A 22,137-nucleotide genomic window follows, 5' to 3' on the forward strand; every position below is an offset into this window, starting at 1 on the left:
GCTTCCGGACGCCGTGGATCGGCCGACCCGCCGAAGGTCGGTGGCACGCCGTAGGCTGTTGAGGTGACCACAGCCCTCTACCGCCGCTACCGCCCCGAGACGTTCGGCGAGATGATCGGGCAGTCCCAGGTGACCGACCCGCTCATGACGGCGCTGCGCGGCGATCGGGTCGGCCACGCGTACCTGTTCTCCGGCCCTCGCGGCTGCGGCAAGACGACCTCGGCGCGCATTCTGGCACGCTGCCTGAACTGCGCCGAGGGGCCGACCGACGTGCCGTGCGGCGTCTGCCCGAGCTGTGTCGAGCTGTCGCGCGCCGGCGGGGGATCGCTCGACGTCGTCGAGATCGACGCGGCCAGCCACAACGGCGTCGACGACGCCCGTGACCTGCGCGAGCGGGCGACCTTCGCGCCCAGCCGCGACCGGTACAAGATCTTCATCCTCGACGAGGCGCACATGGTCACCCCACAGGGGTTCAACGCGCTGCTCAAGCTCGTCGAGGAGCCCCCGGAGCACGTCAAGTTCATCTTCGCGACGACCGAGCCCGAGAAGGTCCTCGGCACGATCCGCTCCCGCACGCACCACTACCCGTTCCGTCTCGTGCCGCCCGCAGCGATGCTCGAGTACGTCGAGAAGCTCTGCGCCGAAGAGGGCGTGATCGTCGAGCAGGGCGTGCTGCCGCTCGTCGTCCGCGCGGGCGGCGGCTCTCCGCGAGACACGCTCTCGCTGCTCGACCAGCTCATCGCCGGATCCGACGCACCCGCCGGTTCCGAGACCGTCACGGTCGGCTACGCGCGCGCCGTCTCTCTGCTCGGCTACACGCACGGTGCTCTCCTCGACGAGATCGTCGACGCGCTCGCCGCCGGAGACGCCGCCGCCGCGTTCCCCGCCATCGACCGTGTCGTGCAGACCGGTCAAGACCCGCGGCGGTTCGTCGACGACCTGCTCGAACGGCTGCGCGACCTGATCGTCATCGCGGCCGTCGGTGCCGGTGCTTCGGCCGTCCTGCGTGGGATCGCCGAAGACGACCTGCAGCGCATGCGCGGCCAGGCAGAGGTCTTCGGTGCCGCGCGCCTGTCCCGCACCGCCGACGTGGTGAGCGCAGCCCTCGACGACATGTCGGGGGCGACATCCCCGCGCCTGCATCTCGAGCTCATGGTGGCGCGCGTCCTCGCCAGTGCGACGGATGCTGCTGCTGCAGCTCCGGTGGCTCCCACTGCCGAGCGCGCCCCGGCGCCCACGCGGCCCACGGCAGCGTCGGCGCCTGTTTCGGCGCCTGCGGCCTCGGTGCCCACTCCCGCTCCATCGGTGTCGGACACGCCACCTGCGTCCGCGCCTGCCGTCGCCACACCCGCGGCGCCGAGTTCAGCCGCGGCCGAAGCGCCCGCTCCGGAAACGACTGCGACAGGGCCGGCTGCCACCGAACCGTCTGCCACCGAACCCGCTGCCACCGAACCTCCCGCTCCTCGAGGACCGGTCACGTTCGACAGCATCCGTGCGTCCTGGCCCGCTGTCCTCACCCGGCTCGAAGGCATCAGCCGCACATCCTGGCTGCTGGCCACGGCCGTGCAGCCGCTCGCCTACGTCACCGACACCGAGGTGCTGACGTTGGGCTTCACGAGCCAGCACGACGTCGCGAAGTTCAAGGGCACGACCCCCGGTTCCGGTCCCTCCGACCACCTGCGGTCCGCGATCGAGCACGAGCTCGGGGTGCGGGTGAAGTACCTTCCTGCACCGATGCCTGCCGGTGGTGCTCCACGCCAGTCGGCGGCATCCGGTCCCTCGGCGCCCGCCGATTCCGCTGCCGCATCGGAGCCTGCGTCAGCGAGTTCCTCCCGCTCGCAGGTCCGTAACTCGTCGGCATCCGCGGTGACCGAATGGGCGGTCGCACCGATCCCCACCGCGCAGGAAGAGCCGGCGAGCGCCCCGCCCGCGCCGTCTTCGCCGCTCCCCGTCGACGAGGAGCCCGAAGAGGTCGAGGCAGCGGCATCCGCTCCCGTCCCGCCATCCGATGGTGCGGTCGATCGTGACGAACCTCCGCTTCCGGGCGACGATGAGGCTCCGGCCTTCGATGACGAGCCGCCCTACGATCCTTCGTACGAACCGCCGGTCTCGCGGCAGCCTGCTCCGCGGGAGCCAGTGCCTCCACGGGCTGCTCCTCAGCAGCAGCCCGCCCCGCAGGCGCAGCGCGCGGCAGCAGCCCCACCGGTCGTCATCGAGCGCGCTCCTTCGGTCGGGGGAGTTCAACGCTACGGTGAGGCCGTGATCCGCCAGGTGCTCGGCGCGACGTTCCTGCGTGAAGAGCCCTACGAGCCCCCGACGAGGTTCAACTGATGTATGACGGCATCGTTCAGGAGCTGATCGACGAGTTCGGTCGCCTGCCCGGCATCGGCCCGAAGTCCGCCCAGCGGATCACGTTCCACATCCTGCAGACGCCGACGTTCGACGTCGCCCGTCTCGCGGAACTCCTCAGCGAGATCCGCACCCGTGTGCGGTTCTGCGAGATCTGCGGCAACGTCGCCGAGCAGGAGCGGTGTGCCATCTGCCGCGACCCGCGCCGCAGCCAGACGCTGATCTGCGTGGTCGAAGACGCCAAAGACGTCGCGGCCATCGAGCGCACGCGCGAGTTCCGCGGGCTCTACCACGTGCTCGGCGGGGCCATCAGCCCCATCGCCGGTGTCGGGCCCGACGACCTCCGCATCGCGCAGCTGATGACACGTCTCGCCGACGGCACGGTGCAGGAGGTCATCCTCGCCACCAACCCGAACCTCGAGGGGGAGGCGACAGCGAGTTACCTGAGTCGGCTGCTCACGACGATGCAGATCACGGTGTCCCGGCTCGCCTCCGGGCTCCCGGTCGGCGGCGACCTCGAATATGCCGACGAGGTCACCCTCGGTCGTGCCTTCGAGGGCCGGCGCATCCTGTGACCCCGAACGCGGGCTTCTCGCGTCGTGGCTGGCTTCTCTTCGGGGCCATGGCCCTGCTGTGGGGCGTGCCGTACCTGTTCATCAGCGTCGCGGTCGAGTCGTTCTCTCCACCTGCGATCGTCGCCGGGCGCACTCTCATCGCCGCCCTGCTGCTCCTGCCGTTCGCCATCCGCAGCGGCGCGCTCCGGGCTGCGCTGAAGCACTGGCCGTGGGTGCTGGCCTTCGGCGCCGTCGAGATGGCCGGTCCCTTCCTGCTGCTCGGACATGCCGAGATGACGCTGCCCTCCGGCATGACCGGTCTGCTGGTGGCGACGGTTCCGCTCTTCGCCGCGCTGATCGCTCTCGGCGGCGGCGACCGTGGGGTGCTGCGGCCCACTCGCGGAATCGGCCTGCTCGTCGGCTTCATCGGCGTCGCGATCGTGGTCGCCGGTCCCGGTCTCTTCGGTGGCGAGGTCAGCCTGCTGGCGGCCGGCGAAGTCCTGCTGGTGGCGGTGCTCTACGCGATCGCCCCGTTCATCGTGGCGCGCAAGCTCAACGACGTCCCTTCGCTGGGCACCATCACCCTGTCGCTGCTCATGATCGGCATCTTCTACCTCCCGATCGGTCTCCTCACGCAGCACGAGGTCCCCACACTGCCCTCGATCGCCGCGCTCCTCGCGCTCGCCGTGATCTGCACGGCCGTAGCGTTCCTCGCGTTCTTCGCCCTCATCCGCGAGGTGGGACCGGTGCGCGCCCCGCTGTTCACCTACGTGAATCCGGTGGTCGCGATCATCCTCGGGGCGATCGTCCTCGCCGAGCCGCTGACGCCGGGGCTGCTGCTCGGCTTCCCGCTGATCATCGTCGGCTGCTGGTTCGCCGCCACCGGTGGCCGTCTGCGTCCGGTCTCTCCGCAGGCGCTCCCTCCCGCACTCTGACCCACGCGCGCCCCGTGACACATGCACAACGGGGCATACGCGCCGATCGTAGAATGAGCGTGGGCGGATCCGCCCGACATCCCAGGGAGTGATCGTGGCCCTCATCGTGCAGAAGTACGGCGGCTCGTCCGTCGCCGACGCAGAGAGCATCAAGCGCGTCGCCAAGCGCATCGTCGACACCCGTCGTGCCGGACACGACGTGGTCGTGGCGGTCAGCGCCATGGGCGACACCACCGATGAGCTGCTCGAGCTCGCCAACGAGGTCGCCCCGATTCCCGCGCCGCGCGAGCTCGACATGCTCCTCTCCAGCGGAGAGCGCATCTCGATGGCCCTGCTGGCGATGGCGATCCATTCGATGGGCTTCGAGGCGCGCTCTTTCACGGGCAGCCAGGCGGGCATGATCACCGACTCGCAGCACGGTGCCGCCCGCATCGTCGATGTCACTCCCGTGCGTCTGCGCGAGGCTCTCGACGAGGGGGCGATCGTGATCGTCGCCGGATTCCAGGGCTTCAACCGCGACACCCGCGACATCACCACGCTCGGGCGCGGGGGGTCGGACACCACGGCCGTCGCCCTCGCCGCCGCGCTCGACGCGGACGTGTGCGAGATCTACAGCGACGTGGACGGCATCTTCACCGCCGATCCGCGCGTGATCCCGAAGGCGCAGAAGCTCGATCACGTCTCGAGCGAGGAGATGCTGGAGCTCGCCGCCAACGGCGCCAAGGTGCTCTACATCCGCGCCGTCGAGTACGCGCGCCGTCACGGCGTCCTCATTCACGCTCGGTCGACGTTCTCGTCGGCCGAGGGCACGTACGTTCTGGGCGAGGGTATGAAGAACCCTCGCGAAGCCGAGGGAGCAGTCATGGAAGAACCGATCGTCGCCGGAGTCGCCACCGACTTCAGCCAGGCCAAGATCACGGTCGCGGGCGTGCCCGACGTCCCCGGAAAGGCCGCCGAGATCTTCAAGATCGTGGCCAAGTCCGGCGCGAACGTCGACATGATCGTGCAGAACGTCTCGGCCACCGGGCGCACCGACATCTCCTTCACCGTCCCCAAGGCGGATGCCGCGGCAGCGCTCAAGGCGCTGGCGGGGGATCAGACCGAGGTGGGCTTCCAGAATCTGATCCACGACGACCAGATCGGCAAGCTCTCCGTCGTCGGTGCGGGTATGCGCACTCACTCCGGCGTTTCCGCGACGCTGTTCGAGGCGCTCTCCGCCGGCGGCATCAACATCGAGATGATCTCGACGTCCGAGATCCGCATCTCGGTGGTCCTGCGCGACACCGACCTGACCGAGGCCGCGCGCACCGTGCACACCGCCTACGGACTCGACGGGGATTCCGACGCCACGGTCCACGCCGGCACCGGACGCTGATCTCTGCCATCCGCCTTCGCTTTCCTGCCGACTGCGCGGGCGTGTGGAGCGTGGAAGCCGCATCGCCTCGGACCGCGGTAGACTCACCGAAACCCTGACACCGGCGCCAGGCGCAGCATCCGCATCCCGACGCCGCGCCCGAAGCCTCGTACGCCGCACCGCACGACGCCAAGGAACATCATGACCCGCATCTCCGAATCAGGACTCTCCGTCGCCATCGTCGGCGCCACCGGCCAGGTGGGCACCGTGATGCGCGAGATTCTCGCCGAGCGGTCGTTCCCGATCCGCGACCTGCGCCTGTTCTCCTCCGCACGTTCCGCCGGCACCGCGATCGAGTTCGGTGGGGCGACGGTCATCGTCGAAGACGTCGAGACGGCGGATGCCGCGGGCATCGACATCGCCCTGTTCTCCGCCGGGGCCACCGCGAGCCGTGCCTACGCGCCGCGTTTCGCCGCTGCCGGTGCCGTGGTCGTCGACAACTCCAGCGCTTGGCGTATGGACCCCGAGGTTCCGCTCGTCGTCAGCGAAGTGAACCCGCACGCGATCGATGAGCGCCCCAAGGGCATCATCGCGAACCCGAACTGCACCACGATGGCCGCGATGCCGGTGCTGAAGGCGCTGGATGCCGAGGCCGGCCTCGAGCGTCTGATCGTGTCGACGTACCAGGCCGTGTCCGGCTCCGGCCTCGCCGGTGCGCAGGAGCTGCTCGGCCAGGTCGAGGGCGTGCTCGCTCAGGGCGACACCCTGCGTCTCGTGCACGACGGCTCGGCGGTCGACTTTCCCGAGCCCGAGAAGTACGTCGCACCGATCGCGTTCGACGTGATCCCGTTCGCCGGCAACCTCGTCGACGACGGCGACAACGAGACCGACGAGGAGAAGAAGCTCCGCAACGAGAGCCGCAAGATCCTCGAACTCCCCGGCCTCCGCGTGGCGGGCACGTGCGTGCGCGTCCCGGTCTTCACCGGTCACTCGCTGTCGATCAACGTCGAGTTCGCTCGGGACATCACGCCCGAGCGTGCCCGCGAGGTCCTGAGCGCGGCTCCCGGCGTCGTACTCGACGAGGTTCCGACCCCGCTGCAGGCGGCGGGCAAGGACCCGAGCTTCGTCGGCCGCATCCGTGCCGACCAGTCGGCAGCTGAGGGCAAGGGTCTCGTCCTCTTCATCAGCAACGACAACCTGCGCAAGGGTGCGGCGCTGAACGCCGTGCAGATCGCCGAGGTCCTCGCGGAGCGTCTGGTCATAGCCTGACGGTATCCCCGCCATGTCGAACCGGTCTGGCAGGGTCGGACGCATGGTCTGCGACCCCGTGCCCGCGAACTAGACTGGTTCGGTGACAGAAAACGTCGATGTCGTCCTGATCGGCGGTGGCATCATGAGCGCCACCCTGGGTACTCTCCTGCATGAGCTGCAGCCGGAGTGGAAGATCGTCGCCTTCGAGCGACTCTCCGATGTGGCTCAGGAGAGCTCGAACCCGTGGAACAACGCCGGCACGGGGCACGCCGCCCTGTGCGAGTTGAACTACATGCCGCAGCAGGGCGATGCTCCGCTCGACCCGGCGAAGGCCGTGTCGATCAACGAGCAGTTCCAGCAGAGCCGTCAGTTCTGGTCGTCGCTGGTCGAGAAGGGTGTGCTCGACGCGCCGTCGACGTTCATCAACGCGACTCCGCACATGACGTTCGTCCGCGGCGAGAAGGATGTCGCCTACCTCAAGGCCCGCTACGAGGTGCTCAGGGAGCAGCCCCTGTTCGCCGGCATCGAGTACAGCGAGGACTCCCGCGTCATCAACAAGTGGGCGCCGCTGCTCATGCAGCAGCGCCGCAAGGGTGAGCCGTTCGCCGCGACGCGCGTGCCGGCCGGCACCGATGTCGACTTCGGAGCCCTGACGCACCAGCTCTTCGACCACCTGACCGAGTCGGGTGTCACGCTGCGCACGAACCACGAGGTGCGCAGCCTCAAGAAGCAGAAGGACGGCGGCTGGCTGGTCAAGTACCGCACCACCATCGGTCGCACGCCGAACGAGATCAAGGCGCGCTTCGTGTTCGTCGGTGCGGGCGGCTGGGCGCTCAAGCTGCTGCAGAATTCCGGCATTCCTGAGATCAAGGGCTACGGCGTCTTCCCGATCGGCGGCCAGTTCCTCAAGACCACGAACCCGAAGGTCGTCGCGCAGCACAAGGCGAAGGTCTACTCGCAGGCATCCGTCGGCGCTCCGCCGATGTCGGTTCCGCACCTCGACACCCGCGTCGTCGGTGGTGAGTCCTCGCTCATGTTCGGGCCGTTCGCGACGTTCAGCCCGAAGTTCCTCAAGAACGGATCGATGCTCGACATCGTCTCCCAGGTGCGCCCGCACAACCTGCTGCCGATGCTGCAGGTCGCGGTGAAGAACCCCGATCTGATCACGTACCTCGTGGGTGAGCTGCTGAAGAACCACGCCAAGAAGGTCGACAGCCTGCGCACGTTCATGCCGACGGCCAAGGACGAGGACTGGACTCTCATCGACGCCGGTCAGCGTGCTCAGGTCATGAAGAAAGACCCGAAGAAGGGCGGCATCCTGCAGTTCGGCACGGAGGTCGTCTCGTCGGCAGACGGATCGATCGCCGGGCTCCTCGGTGCTTCTCCGGGAGCTTCGACCGCTGTCCCGATCATGCTCGAGCTGCTCAAGGCCTGCTTCCCGGACGAGTATCCGCACTGGGAGCCGGAACTCCGCGCCCTGATCCCCACGTTCGGCGAGAAGCTGAACAAGGATGCGGCGCTGGCGGAGCAGTACACCGAGGCGACCGCCGCCACCCTCGGCATCAACGTCTGAGTCCGGACCGTGGCGAAGCTCTACTTCCGCTACGGCGCGATGAATTCGGGCAAGTCGACCTCGCTGCTCCAGGCCGCGTACAACTACGAGGAGCGCGGCCAGCACGTGCTGCTGGCGAAGCCCGCGATCGACACCAAGGGGGCGTCCGAGATCGAGAGTCGGCTCGGCGTCACCCGTCCGGTCGACTTCCTGATCGGCCCCGACGACGACGCGCGAGCGCTCTTCGCGGAGCACCGCGCGCGCATGCAGCATTCGTCGGACGACGAGCTGCTCCCGGCGGGACCCACCGATGTCGCCTGCCTTCTCATCGATGAGGCGCAGTTCCTCACGCCGACTCAGGTCGACGACCTCTTCCGCATCGCGGTGGAAGACGGCATCCCGGTGATGGCGTACGGGATCCGCAACGACTTCCTCACGCATGCGTTTCCCGGCTCCGCGCGGCTGCTCGCGATCGCGCACTCGCTGGAGGAGCTCAAGACGATCTGTCGGTGTGGGCGAAAGGCCGTTTTCAACGGCCGGGTCGTCGGCGGGCGCTTCGTGTTCGACGGCGATCAGGTCGCCATCGACGAGGGGGCCATCGGGTCGGCCTCGCCGGAGCTGACGACGTACGAGTCCCTGTGCGGCACCTGCTATCTCGAGGAGTCCGGCGGACGCCTGGGCTGATCGCCCGGCACACGGCCCGCAGTGCGTGCAGCGGGGCGATCGAGCGCGCTCGTTTGCGTGGTCTGACCACACGCGCTAACCTGTGGTCAGACCACAGGAGGATCGATGAGCGACCAGCCGGCGCGCGCCTGGCAACTCGTGCTCGAGCACATCGAGCGCGACCTGCTCGACGGCCGACTCGGGCCCGGTGACCGTCTGCCGTCGGAGCGAGATCTCGCGACCGAGCTCGGCGTCGGCAGGTCCAGCGTCCGCGAGGCGTTCCGCGTGCTCGAGGTGATGGGACTCATCCGCACCGCGACCGGTTCCGGTCCGCAGTCCGGCGCCATCGTCATCGCCACGCCGACCGGTGGCATGTCGGCGCTGCTGCGGCTGCAGGTGGCGGCTCAGGGTTTCGCGCTGGATGATGTCGTGCGCACCCGCCTCGTCCTCGAAGACGCGGTCGTCACCGCCCTGGCCACTTCGCCCGATCGCGACACCGCACGAGCTCACGAGCTGCTCGAGGCGATGGATGCCGTCGGCCTGTCCGCCGGGGAGTTCCTCGCCCTCGACGCCCAGTTGCACCTCTCGCTTGCGGAAGCCAGCGGGAACACGGTCATCGCCGCGATGATGGCGGGCCTGCGCTCCTCGATCGAGTCCTACGTGCAGGCGGGGGCCGCGGCGATCCCGGACTGGGCGGCGATGGCGATCAGGCTCCGCGCCGAGCACCACGCACTGGTCGCCGCGATCGATGCCACCGATGTCGAAACTGCTCGAACCCTCGTCCGCACGCACATCACCGGCTACTACACGTCCGCGGGGCTCACCCGCGATATCCATCCCCAGAACTGAGAGGCACATCATGGTGCAGCGCCAGCTTCCCAACCCCGTCGAACTGCTCGATCTCATGAAGTTCAAGAAGCCCGAGCTCGACGGCCGCAAGCGCCGCCTCGACGCCGCGCTGACCATCGACGATCTGCGTCTGATCGCCAAGCGGCGCACTCCCAAGGCCGCGTTCGACTACACGGACGGTGCGGCCGAGGGTGAGCTCTCCCTCACCCGAGCGCGTCAGGCTTTCCAGGACGTCGAGTTCCACCCCGGCATCCTGCGTCCGGCACCCGATGTCGACACGAGCACCGAGATCCTCGGAGGTCCGTCGGCCCTGCCGTTCGGCATCGCGCCCACCGGGTTCACGCGCCTGATGCAGACCGAGGGCGAGGTCGCCGGAGCCGGTGCGGCGGCTGCCGCGGGTATCCCGTTCACACTCTCCACTCTCGGCACCACGTCGATCGAGGGCGTGAAGGCTGCGAACCCGGACGGGCGCAACTGGTTCCAGCTGTATGTGATGCGTGATCGCGAGATCTCCTACGAGCTCACCCGCCGCGCGGCCGCGGCCGGCTTCGACACCCTGCAGTTCACCGTGGACACCCCCGTCGCCGGTGCTCGTCTGCGCGACAAGCGCAACGGCTTCAGCATCCCGCCGCAGCTGACGCTCGGCACGATCATCAACGCGATCCCGCGCCCCTGGTGGTGGTTCGACTTCCTCACGACGCCCAAGCTGGAGTTCGCGTCGCTGAGCACCACCGGCGGCACAGTCGGCGAGCTGTTGGATGCGGCGATGGATCCGACGATCAGCTACGACGACCTCGCCGTCATCCGCGACATCTGGCCCGGCAAGATCGTGATCAAGGGCGTGCAGAACGTCGAGGACTCCGTGCGTCTGCGTGATGCGGGCGTCGACGGCATCGTCCTGTCGAACCACGGTGGGCGCCAACTCGACCGCGCGCCCATCCCGTTCCACCTGCTGCCCGAGGTCCGGCGGGCTGTCGGCGACGACTTCACCGTCATGATCGACACCGGGATCATGAACGGCGCCGACATCGTCGCCGCGGTCGCTCTCGGCGCCGACTTCACGCTCATCGGTCGCGCGTATCTCTACGGGCTCATGGCCGGTGGGCGCCAGGGCGTCGACCGCACGATCGCCATCCTGCGCAGCGAGATCGAACGCACGATGCGGCTGCTGGGCGTCTCTTCGCTGGCCGAGCTCGAGCCGGGTCACGTCACCCAGCTCACCCGTCTGGTGCCGGTCGCCCGCGCGAACGCCGAGGCGCGCACGCGCTGATCGCGGCGGCCGCGCAGTGGCCTCTCCGTCTCAGGACTGCGGGGCCACGGCGGGCGCACGCGGCGGCCACGGGATGAGCATCGAGGTCGAGCGCTTGTACTCCGCGTAGGCCGGGTACTTGGATGCGGTGATCGACTCCGTGAAGATGGTCGACCCGATGAACAGCACCGTCAGCAGGGCGGGACCGACGATGGTCGGGTTGAGCGCCCCGCCGACGAAGCCCGCACCGCCGGCGACCGCAGCCGTCGCCCCGAGCGCGTAGAACGCCCACCACTGCGCCTGCTCGAAGAAGAAGTTCGGGTGGCGGCTGAAGCGGAACAGCCCCGTCGTCAGGAATCCCGGGGCGAGCGTGCCGCCTGCCTGCTTCTTGCGCTGGTGGAAACGCCACTGCTGCTGGTCGGCCACGGTCTCGCCGATGAGGAACGCGAGGAACGCGGCGACGAACAGTGCATCCCACCCGGTGAGTGCTGCGGGATGCTCGGCCGCGACCAGGGCGGGCAGCGTGATGAGTACGAGCAGCGTCATCTGGTAGCCGATGATGAACAGCACGTTGAAGACCTGGAACTGCCACGGGCGCATGCGTCCACGCAGGATCGCCCACCGGTAGTCCTCCACGCCCGTGTAGCCGCCCTTGCGCGCGAAGTTGAAGGTCAAGCGTGCGCCCCAGGCGGTCGCCAGCACCCCCATGAGCACGATACGCGCGGAGCCGTCGCCGTTCGCGAAGGCGCCGGCCACGAAGATCCACACGTAGACGACGGGAACGATCGACCATGCCCGATCGACCCACGAGGTGTCGCGTGTGATCAGGGAGAGGATCCAGCACACGGCGCTGGCGGCCGCGGCGGTGATGATGACGATCAGCAGGGCATCCATGACGCCATGTTAGGACCAGGGCGCGACAGAGCGTCGCAGGACGCCTCCGAGGTCAGAGCGTCAGCAGGAGACCGTCGAGCTTTTCCGCGGTGTCTTCCCAGCCGTCGACGGCCACGGAGGGCACGCCGATGGCGAGGACCGGGTAGTCGTTCCCGCCCTCGTCGAGGCGGTCGCCGTAGAACAGCATCTCGGTGAGAGGGATGCCGGTGTGCTCGGCGAGCTGCCGCATCCCGAAGGCCTTGTCGATGCCGGCCTGCGTGATGTCGATGGACGTCGATCCGCCGGAGCGCACCTCGAGTCCGGGAAGGCGAGCGGCAACGGCGGCGCGCAGAGCCGCACGCTTGGTGCCCGCGGGATCCCAGTCGTGCTTCGCCTCGCGCGGTGCGCGCTGCCCCAATGCGGAGAACGTGATCTGAGAGCCGCGGTCCTCGAGGATCTCTCCCCAGGGCTCGGCCTCCCACAGTCCCAGGCGTTCGGCCTCTTCGCGCAGCGCTGTCAACGCGGCCTGCTTGTCCTCGTCGCTGAGGTCGTGCGCGTACACGGGGGCGAAATCGGAGCCGTCGTACCGGAGGTAGCGGGTGCCGCAGGTCGGCAGCAGGTGCAGGCGGGCGAGGTCGGCGGCATCCGCATCGCCGAGGCGTGCGAGCACTTGACTGCGGAACTGCGCCTCGTTGCCGCCGGAGATGATGGCGACGTCGACGGAGCGCAGCAGGCTGCGCAGTAGCGCCGCGATTCGCGGGTCGATCAGGCCCTTGGAAGGGGCGAGCGTGTCATCGAGATCGAAGGCGACGAGTGTGGGCGCGGTCATGATGTCTCCAGCCTAGAAGGTGGCCGCTGGGAGGGTCGTGAAGCAAGCAGCAGTGTGCAGAGGACGGCGAACACGACGCCGACGAGCGCGCCGGTCGAGTTCGCCACGACGTCGGTCACGGTGGCCGCCCGATGCGGCAGCGCCACGCGCTGCGCGGTCTCGATCCCGAGCGACAACAGCGGCCCGACCAGCAGGGCGAGCGGCCACACCCGGCGGGGGAGCAGGACGAAGGCGAGGATGCCGACGGGAACGAACACCAGGATGTTCGCGATGATCTCGAGTCGAGTGAAGTCGAGCGAATCCCAGCCGAGGCGGTGCGCGGCGTGGAGGGTCAGATCGAGGAGATTGGGCATGACCTGCTCGACCCGAGACGGTGTGAGGGTGAGAGCCGCAAGGCCGATGAGGAACGGGATGCCGAGAGCGAGAGCCCACACGCGGGTGAACCGGCGCGGGGGCGGAAGCAGAGACCCCATGCTTTCCCTTCCCCTTCTGCGTGTTCCCCATACAGAGAAGGCCGCCCCTGTGGGGGCGGCCTTCCGGTGTCACTGGTCGGGGTGACAGGATTTGAACCTGCGACCTCTTCGTCCCGAACGAAGCGCGCTACCAAGCTGCGCCACACCCCGTTTGCAACCCTCCGAGTCTACAGGGAAATGCTCCGTGCGCCGAATCGAGCCGACGATCAGTCCCGCGCGGTGAGCGTGAGCAGCGTGGCCTCGGGGCGGCAGGCGAAGCGGACCGGCGCGTAGATCGAGTGTCCGCAACCGGCGCTGACGTTGAGCGGCACCGTGCGGCCGTCGTGCGACCACGCGCTCAGTCCCTTGGCCTGCTTGAGGGGGATGTCGCAATTGGCCACGAGCGCGCCGTAACCGGGGAGGCAGACCTGGCCGCCGTGGGTGTGACCGCCGAGGATCGCGTCGGCGCCCAGGTCGATGAATCCGTTGAGCACGCGCTGGTACGGCGCGTGAGTGACGCCCAGCATCGGTGTGCCGGCGTCGCGCGGACCGAGCGCGCCGATGGCGTCCGGCAGCACATCGAGGCGGTCCCAGTCGCGGTGGGCGTCGTTCACGCCGAAGAGGTCGACCGGAGTGCCGGCGAGGGTGAGTCGCGCCGCGGCGTTGTTCAGGTCGGTCCACCCGAGCTCGTCGGTGAAGTACCGGTCCATTGCCGCGGTGTCGAGGTGCTCCGGCTCGGGCTGCTTCTTGGACGGACCGAGGAAGTAGCGCAGAGGATTGCGCGGAGACGGCGCGGTCACATCGTTCGACCCGTGCACGAACACTCCAGGGATGCCCGCGAGCGGGTCGAACGCGCGGCGGATGCCTTCCAAGCCGTTCGCGTGCCCGAGGTTGTCGCCGGTGTTGACGACGAGATCGGGCTTCAGCTCGGCGAGGGAGGCCAGCCAGTCCTGCTTGCGGTGCTGCCAGGGCGCCATGTGCGCGTCCGACACGTGCAGGATGCGCAAGGGGGCCGAACCGGGAGGGAGCGCGGATGCCGTCGCCTCGCGCACCGTGAACAGGTAGCGCTCGATGCCGATGCCCCAGACTGCTGCGGCGGCACCGACGGCCCCCACCGCGCCGAGCGCGATGAGGGCCGGGTGCGCAGCGCCGCGAGCGGTCACTTGCACGTCACGGTGACGGGAGTGGACTTGCTGGTCGCCGTGCCGGGTGCCGGGTCCGTCGAGGACACCACCGCGGTCGGCGGGTTGCACGAGTTGTCGATGGCGATCGACGTGAATCCCGCAGCGGTGAGCGCTGCCGACGCATCGGGCCGAGACATGCCAACGAGGTTGGCAGGAACCGTGGTGCCCTGGCCGTTGCTGGGTGAGATCGTGATGGTCGACCCGCCCGCCGTCTGTCCGGAGGGATCCTGCGCGACGACGATGTTGGTCGGCTTGTCGCTGTCGACGGCGGCACCGACGGTCACGCCGAATCCGTTGCTCTTGAGGGTCGATTCCGCCTCCTCCATCGTCATGCCGACGACGTTCGGGACGTCGACCACCACCCGACGGATCAGCTTGTCGTCCGGACGCGGGAAGGCGCCTCCCTCGTACACCTCGTTGGCGGCGGCCTGCGCGGCCTTCGCCAACGGGTAGCGCATGTTGTTGAGCTGGTAGTTCCCGGCCCACTTCTGGTAGATGTCCGACTGTCCCTTCCAGCGGCCTGCCCAGACCGCCGTGGTGACCTTGGTGCTGGACTCGATCATCATGGTCGACCAGCGGTCGTGCGTCCCGGTCTTGCCGATCAGCGGCGTGCCGTCGAACGGGTTGGCGTTCTGACCGGTGCCGCCCGAATCCATCACTCCCTTGAGCGCATACGCGGCCGTCGCCGCGACCTCAGGGGAGAGCACGCCATCGGTGCACGAGGCGGCCGGAAGCTCGCGGTCCTTGCCGTCGGGGCCGACCACGCGGTCGATCGCGCGCGGGGTGCAGTACTTGCCGCCGCTCGCGACCGTGGCATAGGCGTTCGCCATGGCGATGGGAGAGATGTTCTTCGGGCCGAGCACGTCGTACGGCACGTTCTCTTCGGTGACCTTCTTGCCACTGGCGAGCGTGACACCCATCCGATCGGCGACCTTGTTGATGTCGCAGATGTCGAGCTTCGAGGCCATCGCGAAGTAACCGCTGTTCAGGGACTGCCGTGTGAAGTCCATCACGTTCCCGGTCCTGCCGCCGCCGCCGCCGAAGTTGCCGATCTCCTTGGTGTTCGTGCTCTGCGGGCTCTCGCAGACGGGGATCTTCAAGTTCGTCTGCACGCGACCGTTCAGCACCTCGTTGACGGAGTGCCCCTTCTCGAGCCAGTCGATCAGCGTGAAGAGCTTGTACACCGAGCCGACCTGGAAGCCACCGGAGTTGCCGTGCTTCTGGTCGCCGGCGAAGACGAGCGAGGTCTTCCCGAGATCATCGGTGGTGGTCTCGTCGAACCGCGTGTTCTGCGTGATCGACAGGATGCGACCGGTGCCGACCTCGATCGAGACGCCGGCAGCGCCGAAGTAGTCGTTGTCGTAGTTGGCCGGAACGATCTCGCTCATCGTCTGTGCGGCCGGGTTCTGAATGCGGTAGTCCAGCGAGGTGTAGATCTTCAGGCCGCCGCGACGGAGCAGATCGGCGCGCTCCTGGGGAGTCTTGCCGAAGGCTTCGTCGTCGAGCACGATCGACCGCACGTACTGGCAGAAGTAGGCGTTGAGGCCGGCCGCCGCGCAGCCCTGCGTGGGCTGCTTCAGCGTCGGCGTGATCTCGGAGGCATCCGCCTCGTCGTACTGCGCCTGGGTGATCTTGCCGTCGGCGAGCATGCGGCCCAGCACGTAGTGGCGACGGTCCTTCGTGAGCGAGTAGCCGCTGTCGGCGGTGTTCAGCGCCTCACCGGCCTCGTTCGTCGTGGTGCCCTGCGGCATGTCGATGCGGTACGTGTTGGGGTTCTGCACGATGCCGGCCAAGGTCGCCGCCTGCGCGACCGTGAGCTTCGCGGCGCTCGTGCTGAAGTAGTACTTCGATGCGGCTTCGATGCCGTACACCGTGCCGCCGAAGTTCGCGATGTTCAGGTATCCGAGCAGGATGTCGTTCTTGGAGAAGTCCTTCTCGACCTGGATCGCGTAGCGCATCTCCTGCAGCTTGCGTTCGATGCCCTCGTTGCCGCTGGCGTTGGTCGCGTCTTCGAAGCACTTGCGGAGGTCGTCCGTGTAGGTCTCGGAGGCGCGGTCGACGTCCTGCTCGCACTCCTGGATCAGCACGTTCTTCACGTACTGCTGGCTGATCGTGGAAGCGCCTCGGCTGGAGGTGCCGCGCACGTTGTCGACGAGCGCCTTCACCGTCGCACCGAGGTTGACGCCGCCGTGGCTGTAGAAGCTCTTGTCCTCACTGGAGAGGATGGCGTCGTACAGCACGGGGGCCACCTGCTCGTACGTGACCGGGATGCGGTTCTGCTCGTAGAAAGAGGCCAGCTCGACCGGCTTGCCGTCGGGGTCTGTGGCGTAGATCGTCGACTGCTCCATCGGTGTACCCGGGTTGAGGTTCTCGGGGAGCTGGTCGAAGAGAGTCAGTGCCTGGGCGCCGGCGAGACCGGTCATGGTGAGGACGGGCGTGACGCTGGCAGCGACCAGGAGGCCGGCGACGGCGCTCAAGCCGACGAGCCCGACGAGACCGCCGAGCACGCCTCTCACCGTGCGATTCTTTTGGGGCATACGCTTGATCGTAGGGGAGTTCCCTGAATACCACCTTTGACGAGCCGGCCCGCAATCACGGTGTCGCGCCCCGATCGACAGGAGTGCCATGACCACGTGGGAGTACCTCACCACGCCGCTGCTGATCCACAACACGGCAGCCATCCTCAACAACTGGGGCAAGCAGGGCTGGGAGCTCGTGCAGGTCGTGCAGGGTCCCGAAGGCGGTCTCGTCGCCTACCTGAAGCGTCCGGTGAACGCGGATGCCTCCGCCAACGCCGGTCTCGCCGCGGCGGAGCAGGCCGCCCGTCAGTTCGAGGGAGGCCAGGCATGAGCGTCTCCGCCCGCCTCGCCGAACTCGGCATCGAGCTGCCCGCGGTCGCCGCTCCCGTCGCCGCCTACGTCCCGGCGGTCGTGCACGACGGTCTCGTCTACACCTCGGGCCAGCTCCCGTTCGTCTCCGGTGCGCTCCCTGCCCTCGGCAAGGTCGGCGCCGAGGTCTCGGCGGAAGACGCGAAGGCGTATGCGCGCACCTGTGCGTTGAACGCCCTTGCCGCGGCAGCGGATGCCGCGGGCGGCGTCGACCGCATCGGCGGAGTGCTCCGCGTGGGCGGCTTCGTCGCCTCCGCCGCAGACTTCACGGGGCAGCCGGGCGTCATCAACGGCGCCAGCGAGGTCCTCGGCGAGATCTTCGGCGACGCCGGGCGTCATGCGCGTGCGGCCGTGGGTGTGGCGGAGCTTCCCCTCGGCAGCCCTGTCGAGGTCGAAGTGACCTTCATCCTCGCCTGAGCATTCGGCCATCCGGCACGTCCGTGCCGCACACGAAGAACGCGCCTCCCCGGATCGGGAAGGCGCGTTCTTCGTCTACGGGGGAGTCCTACTTGACCTGCGCCGAGATGATGCTCATCACCGCGGTGTCGGCCAGCGTCGTCGTGTCCCCGACCTCGCGGCCTTCGGCGACGTCACGCAGGAGACGTCGCATGATCTTGCCGGAGCGGGTCTTCGGCAGCTCGCCCACGATGTACACGTCGCGCGGGCGGGCGATCGCCCCGATCTGCTCTCCGACCCACAGGCGCAGCAGCTGGGCGAGGCCCGCGGGCTCATGCTCGGCGAGGTAGCTCTCCTTGATGATGACGAAGGCCACCACCGCCTGTCCGGTCGTCTCGTCCGATGCGCCGACCACGGCGGCTTCAGCCGTCGCCTCGTGCGCGACCAGCGACGACTCGATCTCGGCGGTGGAGAGACGGTGCCCCGAGACGTTCATGACGTCGTCGACGCGGCCGAGCAGCCACAGGTCGCCGTCCTCGTCGAGTCGGGCTCCATCACCCGCGAAGTAGTAGCCCTGGTCCTCGAACTTCTCCCAGTACGTCTCGCGGTAGCGCTCCGGGTCGCCCCAGATGCCGCGCAGCATGCTCGGCCAGGGCTCGGTGATCACGAGGAGTCCGCCGTTGCCGTTGCCGACCTCGACACCCTGCTCGTCGACGACATCGATCGAGATCCCCGGAAGCGGAACCTGCGCGGATCCGGGCTTGGTCTCGGTGACGCCGGGGAGGGCCGAGACCATGATCGCTCCGGTCTCGGTCTGCCACCACGTGTCGACGATCGGCGTCTTGCCGGCGCCGATGACCTCGCGGTACCACATCCACGCCTCGGGGTTGATGGGCTCACCCACCGAACCGAGCAGTCGCAGCGACGACAGGTCGAACTTCTTCGGCACGCTGCGGCCGATCTTCATGAACGAACGGATCGCCGTCGGCGCGGTGTAGAAGATCGAGACCTTGTACTTCTCGATGATCTCCCACCAGCGGCCGGGGTGTGGAGCGTCCGGCGTGCCTTCGTAGAGCACCTGGGTCGCGCCGTTCGCGAGCGGACCGTAGGTGACGTAGCTGTGTCCGGTGATCCATCCGATGTCGGCCGTGCACCAGAAGACGTCGGTCTCCGGATGCAGGTCGAACACGTACTTGTGCGAGTACGCGACCTGGGTGAGGTAACCGCCCGAGGTGTGCAGGATGCCCTTGGGCTTCCCGGTGGTGCCCGACGTGTAGAGGATGAACAGCGGGTTCTCCGCGGGGAAGGCCTGGGCCGTGTGCTCGGCGGACGCCGCGGGAACCACGTCGTGCCACCACAGGTCGCGTCCCTCGACCCAGTCCACCTCGTTCTCGCCGCGCCGGACGACCAGGACGTGCTCGACGGTCTGCTGCTCGCCCTCGCCACGGTCGGCGAGCGCCTGATCCACCGCCGGCTTCAAAGCGGACACCCGGCCCTTGCGGTAGCCGCCGTCAGCGGTGATGACGAGCTTCGCTCCGGCGTCGTCGATGCGTGAGCGGAGGCTGTCGGCGCTGAATCCGCCGAACACCACGGAGTGGATCGCACCGACGCGGGCGACGGCGAGCATCGAGGCGATCGCCTCGGGGATCATGGGCAGATAGATCGCGACGCGGTCGCCCTGGCCGATGCCGAGCCCTTCGAGGACGTTGGCGACCCGCTTGACCTCTGCGGTCAGCTCGGCGTAAGTGATGCGTCGGGAATCCCCGGGCTCACCCTCCCAGTGCAGAGCGACCCGGTCGCCGTTGCCCTCTTCGACGTGCCGGTCGAGGCAGTTGTACGCCACGTTCAGCTCGCCGTCGTCGAACCACTTCGCGAACGGCGGGTTCGTCCAGTCGAGAACCTGCGTGAACGGCTTGTGCCAGTGCACCAGGTCGCGGGACTGCTCGCCCCAGAACGCCTCGCGATCGGCAGCGGCGCGCTCGTAGAGTTCGGGCGATGAGATGGTCTGGGCGACGAATTCCTCCGACGGTGCGAACCGCCGGGTCTCGTCGAGAAGGTGGTCGATCTGGCTGCTCATCGGCAGGCGCTCCTTTGCGGCATTCGGGTCGTTCGAACCTGGCCGTGGGGGTGGACGGCGCGGTCAGGGTGAATCTATCCGCGGGGCCACACATCGCATACTGCCGAAAGTCGGTAGTCGCACCGGTTTTGTCAGGACGGTTGCCTTGCGTACACTCGACGACAGCCGAAATCTCATTCCGGCCTTGGCATGCCCGATTCCCCCAATCGTGCATCGCCGTGGGCGGCATCTCATTCCCCCCGTGAGATGCCGCCCATTCCGTTGGGAGCGCTCCCGTTCTTGGCGCCCCGACCCCGTCCGTCTCCTGCACCGGTCGGCGACTGCGACTCTTCTGCACAGCGCCTGAGCCGCGGTGGCGTATCCGATCGCTCGCGCCGTCCCGGCCGCCTACCTTCGCGGTATGCCCGATTCCTTCGTCATCCAGCCCCGTGGTGCGGCACCGGTGACGGGCGCGATGGATGCCGCTCCCGAGCCGCTGCGCCTCGACCCCGCCTTCGGTCCGCTCATCGCCCACATCGACGACGCCGTCACCGATGTCTTCGTCAACGGCCCGGCGGGTCTGTTCGTCGACCGGGGCAGCGGCGCCGATCCGGTGAGCGGATGGCGGGCGTCGGAGCGGGAGGTCCGCGACCTCGCCGTCGCCCTCGTCGGTCTCGGCGGGCGCCATCTCGACGACCAGGCTCCGTGCGTCGACGTCCGTCTCGATTCCGGCATCCGCGTGCATGCCGTCCTCGCTCCGGTGTCCACGATGGGCACCGCGCTCTCGATCCGCATCCCTCGGGTGCGGGCGGCCGACCTCGAGGCGCTCGCTGCGCTCGGCTCCTTCGGCGCACGTCAGCAGGCCTGGCTCCTCGGGCTGGTGGCCGAACGGGCCAACATCCTCATCACCGGCGGCACCGGAACGGGCAAGACGACGCTCCTGTCCGCGCTGCTCTCCGAGGTCCCGGCGACCGAGCGCATCGTCACGATCGAAGATGTCGCAGAGCTCCGTCCGCGCCACCCGCATCACGTCGCCCTCGAGGCGCGTCAGGCGAATGTCGAGGGAGCGGGAGGGATCACGCTGGCTCGGCTGGTGCGCGAGTCACTGCGGATGCGGCCGGACCGTCTGGTGGTGGGCGAATGCCGCGGGGAAGAGGTCCGAGAGCTGCTCACCGCGCTCAACACCGGACACGACGGTGGCGCCGGCACGATGCACGCCAGCGGGCTCCGCGATGTGCCGGCCCGACTCGAGGCCCTCGGTGCGCTGGCCGGGATGGATGCAGTCGCCCTCGCGCGGCAGGCGGTGAGTGCGTTCACGGTGGTGCTGCATCTCGACCGTGCTCCCGGGGGCGTCCGTCGGATCCGGCAGGCCGGACGACTCGTGATGGCGGGCGACCGGTTGGATATCGAGGAGGTCACGCCGTGGTGATCCGGCGACGCCCTGCGCCCCCTGCGAGTGAGACGGGGGCGAGCGATGCCGCGACCTCGGTGCAGACCCTGGCCGTCCTGCTGCAGGCGGGAGCGGTGCCGGTCGTCGCCTGGCGGCACCTCGCCGACATCGGCGACCCGCATGCGCTGGCCGTGACCGAGCGGGTGGAGGGAGGCGTTCCCCTGCTCGACGCCATCGAGGCCGAGGGTGGGGCCTGGGTCGACCTCGCGGCCGCATGGGAGATCGCCACCACGGTCGGTGCCCCGCTTGCTGAGGTGCTCCGGATCATCGCCGAATCTCTGCGCGACGCCGCGTCCGCCGCCGACGATGTGCGCATCGCACTCGCCGAGCCCGCGGGAACAGCGCGCCTGCTGCTGTGGATGCCGCTCGCGGGACTTCTTCTCGGGTTCGCGCTCGGCTTCGACACCGTCGGCGTCATCGTCGGCAATCCGCTCGGTGCCGCCTGCGTGGTCGCGGGCCTTCTCCTCGTGCTCGCAGCTCGGCTGTGGACGCGGCGGCTGCTCCGCCGCGCTGCGCCCGAGCCGGGCACGCCCGGGATGCGAGCCGAACTGGTGGCCGTCGCGCTCGCCGGGGGCGCCTCCATCGACCGCGCCCTCCGTCTGGTCGCCGAGAGCTCGGCCGGCGGGGGGACCGAGGAGGGCATCCGATCCGTGCTCGAGCTGTCCCGTGCAGCCGGCGTGCCCGCGGTGGAGCTCCTTCGAGCGTCCGCAGCGCAGGATCGGCATGCCGCGCGGGTGCACGGCCGCCTGCGTGCGGCGAAGCTCTCGACACGACTGCTCATCCCGCTCGGTGTGTGCACCCTGCCTGCGTTCCTCCTGCTCGGTGTGGCGCCGATGCTGCTCAGCGTCCTGGCCTCGACACCGCTGCCCCTGTGAGCGACGTGCCGAGCGACCCGCTGAGACCGACCAACCGATGCGAAGGCATCACAGAGAAAGAGGTACATCATGATCCGCATCCCCCGACTCGACCGGCGCCGCGCGGCTGCGCTGTTCGGCGACGACACCGGCGCGGCCACGGCCGAATACGCGATCACCACGATGGCCGCCGTGGCGTTCGCAGGGCTCCTGGTCGTCATCATGCGATCCGACGAGGTTCGCGGCATCCTGACCGATCTCGTCCGGCGAGCCCTCACCGTGTCGTGATGCGCCCCCGGAGGAGCGGCGCCGGTCGCGCCGGGGCGGGGGAGCGAGGCTCCGTCGCCGCAGAACTCGCTCTCGGGCTGCCCGCCGTGGTGCTGGCGCTCCTGCTCGGTG

General features: G+C 68.7%; 20 protein-coding genes and 1 tRNA gene. 14 read left to right on the forward strand and 7 right to left on the reverse strand.

What is annotated here, in order from left to right; genetic code table 11:
* The first annotated feature begins 63 nt into the window (after window positions 1-63).
* The 9 genes from GZ67_RS0101365 (at window position 64) to GZ67_RS0101410 (ending at window position 10,777) form a co-directional block, all read left to right on the forward strand.
* Entirely contained in the window at window positions 64-2,331 is a 2,268-nt protein-coding gene (locus GZ67_RS0101365) for a DNA polymerase III subunit gamma and tau (protein WP_029261036.1), read from the forward strand.
* Window positions 2,331-2,924 carry a recombination mediator RecR gene (gene recR, locus GZ67_RS0101370; RefSeq protein WP_029261037.1) on the forward strand — a complete coding sequence of 198 codons (594 nt, stop codon included), beginning with the start codon at window positions 2,331-2,333 and terminating at the stop codon, window positions 2,922-2,924. Before GZ67_RS0101365 ends, recR begins: the two co-directional genes overlap by 1 nt.
* Entirely contained in the window at window positions 2,921-3,838 is a 918-nt protein-coding gene (locus tag GZ67_RS0101375; protein ID WP_029261038.1) for a DMT family transporter, read from the forward strand. The genes recR and GZ67_RS0101375 overlap by 4 nt, the downstream gene beginning before the upstream one ends.
* 94 nt (window positions 3,839-3,932) lie before the next feature.
* Window positions 3,933-5,213 carry an aspartate kinase gene (locus GZ67_RS0101380; protein ID WP_029261039.1) on the forward strand — a complete coding sequence of 427 codons (1,281 nt, stop codon included), beginning with the start codon at window positions 3,933-3,935 and terminating at the stop codon, window positions 5,211-5,213.
* A gap of 180 nt (window positions 5,214-5,393) precedes the next feature.
* Window positions 5,394-6,461: an aspartate-semialdehyde dehydrogenase gene (locus GZ67_RS0101390; protein ID WP_029261040.1), complete on the forward strand. Its 1,068-nt coding sequence runs from the start codon at window positions 5,394-5,396 to the stop codon at window positions 6,459-6,461.
* Between the two features lie 82 nt (window positions 6,462-6,543).
* Window positions 6,544-8,016, forward strand: a complete 1,473-nt coding sequence (locus GZ67_RS0101395; RefSeq protein WP_029261041.1) for a malate:quinone oxidoreductase — start codon at window positions 6,544-6,546, stop codon at window positions 8,014-8,016.
* Window positions 8,017-8,025: 9 nt separating this feature from the next.
* Window positions 8,026-8,679, forward strand: a complete 654-nt coding sequence (locus tag GZ67_RS0101400) for a thymidine kinase (protein ID WP_029261042.1) — start codon at window positions 8,026-8,028, stop codon at window positions 8,677-8,679.
* A 105-nt stretch (window positions 8,680-8,784) separates the two neighbouring features.
* The gene (locus GZ67_RS0101405) at window positions 8,785-9,507 is read left to right on the forward strand and encodes a FadR/GntR family transcriptional regulator (protein ID WP_029261043.1); all 723 of its coding nucleotides are present in this window, start codon (window positions 8,785-8,787) and stop codon (window positions 9,505-9,507) included.
* Window positions 9,508-9,517: 10 nt separating this feature from the next.
* On the forward strand, window positions 9,518-10,777 hold the full coding sequence (locus GZ67_RS0101410) for an alpha-hydroxy acid oxidase (protein WP_029261044.1): 1,260 nt from the start codon (window positions 9,518-9,520) through the stop codon (window positions 10,775-10,777).
* 30 nt (window positions 10,778-10,807) lie between these two features.
* On the opposite strand, the gene GZ67_RS0101415 is transcribed toward GZ67_RS0101410, so the two are convergent.
* From GZ67_RS0101415 to GZ67_RS0101440, 6 genes are all read right to left on the reverse strand, one after another.
* Window positions 10,808-11,650 (reverse strand): DUF1295 domain-containing protein, encoded by an 843-nt coding sequence (locus GZ67_RS0101415; RefSeq protein ID WP_029261045.1) that lies wholly within the window; start codon window positions 11,648-11,650, stop codon window positions 10,808-10,810.
* 52 nt (window positions 11,651-11,702) lie between these two features.
* Window positions 11,703-12,458, reverse strand: a complete 756-nt coding sequence (locus GZ67_RS0101420; protein WP_029261046.1) for an HAD-IIB family hydrolase — start codon at window positions 12,456-12,458, stop codon at window positions 11,703-11,705.
* Window positions 12,455-12,931: a VanZ family protein gene (locus GZ67_RS19995; RefSeq protein ID WP_051662257.1), complete on the reverse strand. Its 477-nt coding sequence runs from the start codon at window positions 12,929-12,931 to the stop codon at window positions 12,455-12,457. Before GZ67_RS19995 ends, GZ67_RS0101420 begins: the two co-directional genes overlap by 4 nt.
* 73 nt (window positions 12,932-13,004) lie before the next feature.
* A tRNA-Pro gene (locus GZ67_RS0101430) sits at window positions 13,005-13,081 on the reverse strand.
* A 56-nt stretch (window positions 13,082-13,137) separates the two neighbouring features.
* Window positions 13,138-14,073, reverse strand: coding sequence for a metallophosphoesterase (locus GZ67_RS0101435; RefSeq protein WP_036302889.1), 936 nt, complete (start codon window positions 14,071-14,073; stop codon window positions 13,138-13,140).
* A complete protein-coding gene (locus tag GZ67_RS0101440) occupies window positions 14,070-16,631 on the reverse strand; it encodes a transglycosylase domain-containing protein (protein ID WP_029273730.1) in 2,562 nt (853 codons plus the stop codon). The genes GZ67_RS0101435 and GZ67_RS0101440 overlap by 4 nt, the downstream gene beginning before the upstream one ends.
* A gap of 88 nt (window positions 16,632-16,719) precedes the next feature.
* Between GZ67_RS0101440 and GZ67_RS0101445 the strand changes: the two genes are divergently transcribed.
* Window positions 16,720-16,944 carry a hypothetical protein gene (locus GZ67_RS0101445; protein ID WP_029261050.1) on the forward strand — a complete coding sequence of 75 codons (225 nt, stop codon included), beginning with the start codon at window positions 16,720-16,722 and terminating at the stop codon, window positions 16,942-16,944.
* Window positions 16,941-17,399 (forward strand): RidA family protein, encoded by a 459-nt coding sequence (locus tag GZ67_RS0101450; protein ID WP_029261052.1) that lies wholly within the window; start codon window positions 16,941-16,943, stop codon window positions 17,397-17,399. The genes GZ67_RS0101445 and GZ67_RS0101450 overlap by 4 nt, the downstream gene beginning before the upstream one ends.
* An 88-nt stretch (window positions 17,400-17,487) precedes the next feature.
* On the opposite strand, the gene acs is transcribed toward GZ67_RS0101450, so the two are convergent.
* Window positions 17,488-19,455, reverse strand: coding sequence for an acetate--CoA ligase (gene acs / locus GZ67_RS0101455; RefSeq protein WP_029261053.1), 1,968 nt, complete (start codon window positions 19,453-19,455; stop codon window positions 17,488-17,490).
* Window positions 19,456-19,855: 400 nt separating this feature from the next.
* Between acs and GZ67_RS0101460 the strand changes: the two genes are divergently transcribed.
* The 3 genes from GZ67_RS0101460 to GZ67_RS0101470 all read left to right on the forward strand — a co-directional run bounded on the left by GZ67_RS0101460 (window position 19,856) and on the right by GZ67_RS0101470 (window position 22,026).
* Window positions 19,856-20,863, forward strand: a complete 1,008-nt coding sequence (locus GZ67_RS0101460; protein ID WP_029261054.1) for a TadA family conjugal transfer-associated ATPase — start codon at window positions 19,856-19,858, stop codon at window positions 20,861-20,863.
* Window positions 20,857-21,759, forward strand: coding sequence for a type II secretion system F family protein (locus GZ67_RS0101465; RefSeq protein WP_029261055.1), 903 nt, complete (start codon window positions 20,857-20,859; stop codon window positions 21,757-21,759). The genes GZ67_RS0101460 and GZ67_RS0101465 overlap by 7 nt, the downstream gene beginning before the upstream one ends.
* A gap of 69 nt (window positions 21,760-21,828) precedes the next feature.
* Window positions 21,829-22,026, forward strand: a complete 198-nt coding sequence (locus GZ67_RS0101470; RefSeq protein WP_029261056.1) for a DUF4244 domain-containing protein — start codon at window positions 21,829-21,831, stop codon at window positions 22,024-22,026.
* The last annotated feature ends 111 nt before the right edge of the window (window positions 22,027-22,137 follow it).

This window comes from Microbacterium sp. Cr-K20 (assembly GCF_000708325.1).
In the GTDB taxonomy this organism is placed as follows: Bacteria; Actinomycetota; Actinomycetes; order Actinomycetales; family Microbacteriaceae; genus Microbacterium.